4 protein-coding genes are annotated in these 1,799 nt (G+C 31.4%); 3 read left to right on the plus strand and 1 reads right to left on the minus strand.

Annotated features, from left to right (window positions below):
- The coding region (locus HG1285_RS02945; protein WP_008288995.1) for a cation:dicarboxylase symporter family transporter at positions 1-322 on the plus strand (322 nt) is incomplete at its 5' end.
- A gap of 95 nt (positions 323-417) precedes the next feature.
- Here HG1285_RS02945 and HG1285_RS18950 read toward each other — a convergent pair.
- The gene (locus HG1285_RS18950) at positions 418-1,047 is read right to left on the minus strand and encodes an antirepressor protein (protein WP_008288996.1); all 630 of its coding nucleotides are present in this window, start codon (positions 1,045-1,047) and stop codon (positions 418-420) included.
- Between the two features lie 125 nt (positions 1,048-1,172).
- Here HG1285_RS18950 and HG1285_RS19225 point away from each other — a divergent pair, with 125 nt between their 5' ends.
- Both HG1285_RS19225 and HG1285_RS02940 read left to right on the plus strand, forming a co-directional pair.
- The gene (locus tag HG1285_RS19225; protein ID WP_008288997.1) at positions 1,173-1,337 is read left to right on the plus strand and encodes a ribbon-helix-helix domain-containing protein; all 165 of its coding nucleotides are present in this window, start codon (positions 1,173-1,175) and stop codon (positions 1,335-1,337) included.
- 70 nt (positions 1,338-1,407) lie between these two features.
- Positions 1,408-1,799, plus strand: a 392-nt coding sequence (locus HG1285_RS02940; protein ID WP_008288998.1) for a hypothetical protein, incomplete at its 3' end; no start/stop codon positions are given.

Consider the following 1,799-nt stretch of genomic DNA (forward strand, 5'->3'; position numbering starts at 1 on the left):
TGGAGCTACAATAAATATGGACGGAACTGCTTTGTACGAGGCAGTTGCAGCCAATTTCATAGCGAGTTTATACGGCATAGATTTAACAATATTCCAGCAGTTTTTAATATTTATAACAGCTACTTTTGCCTCTATAGGTGCTGCTGCTATACCAAGTGCTGGTTTAATAACAATGACTTTAGTATTTACATCTGTAGGAATTCCTCTTGAAGGAATAGCAATAATTATAGCTGTAGATAGATTTTTAGATATGTTTAGAACGATGACTAACGTGTGGGGAGACTTAATAGGAGCTAAAGTTATATCAAGATTTTTTAGATAAATGTATAGCCTGTTTAAATGGAGCTGGAAAATATCATTAAGAAATTTTCTGTTGTGGTGAATTATTGAAAAAAGGGGGCATACGCCCCAGTTTGTTTAAAATTTGACGAGTTTGTCTCCAACTTTTACTCCGTTTTTTACCCATTCTATTCTTTTGAACATCATGTCTATATATGGCTTTGCTTTTTCCATATCTATCATTAATACATCTAAAATTGAGGTTAAGAGGTCGTATTTGAGTTTGAGTTCCTTGTATTCTTCGTAGGTTGGGATTTGTCGGAGTTCCTGCACAAGCTGGTTGTATTCGGCTTTGAGTTTTTCTATTTCTTCTCTTTCTTTTTTAATCTTGTTTTTCCAGTATTCTCTTATGGCGTGGGTGGTTTCTATTTGGAATTTTTTAATTTTTTCTCTAAGTTCTGGACGGACTTTGTTAATGTTGATAGAATATAGATAGACTGGTAGATCGTAGAGGTTGATTGTTAGCATTTCTTGAGTTTTGCCGTTAACATCTTTTAGAGGTGTCGCCTTTAAGGCGATGCCTTTTTCCTTTAAATTTTTCAATTTCTTTCTTTGAGTTCCCCAGTCCAATCCTAAAGCATTAACTATTGGTCTCAATGCTACCCATACATCTCCATTCTCATCAAGATAGGACGGAATAGAGGCATTTTCTACATCGATAATTGCCTCCTTAACCAAACCAAAATGTTTTTCTACTGCGTTTGCCATAGCTAATACCTCCTGAATTTATTATGTTGATTTCAACCAATCAACTAATTAGAAATATATAATCTTTTTTTCAACTTGTCAACAAAAATTGGAATTGTTATATTTATTAATAAGGAGGTAAGCCCGTGGAGAAAAAGGAAAAAGCTTATATAAATACTACTATTGATAAAAAACTTTTAACTGATTTGAAGGTTTTAGCTGTTAAGCAAGGCAAACGCCAAAATGAACTCTTAGAAGAAGCAATTAAGTTATTGCTTGAGAAATATAAAGAGAAAGAAAAGGGCATATAATTAGGAGGCTAAAGTTAATTCATTAGTCAATTATATATATGAGATTATAAAAGAAGATATAATCCCTTTTTTGGTAACATTAGCTGTTATTATTTTTTATATTAGTATTCCATTTCTTGTGTTTTATGTTATCGGGCTGATTCTATTAATAATAGAAAAACTTTTCCGTTATATAAAAACAACTATTAACTTTTTTACTTCTGACTCTTCTAAGGGAAATAGGTTTAAAGGCAATCCCAAAAAAGAAAACGATGACAATATAATAAACTGTGAATATAAACTATGCATAACTAAAAAAGGAGCTGATGAAGCAGTTGCTAAGTTCTATGAGTTTATATTAGATTATTATTACCTTTTCAAAGATGAAAAAGATATAAATTCATTTTTTAAAGAAAAATGGAAAAGATGTCTCCATTTACTTAATGATAGAAAAGAAATAGTTATCGTTACAGAGGATTCCCA

The organism is Hydrogenivirga sp. 128-5-R1-1, from assembly GCF_000171895.1.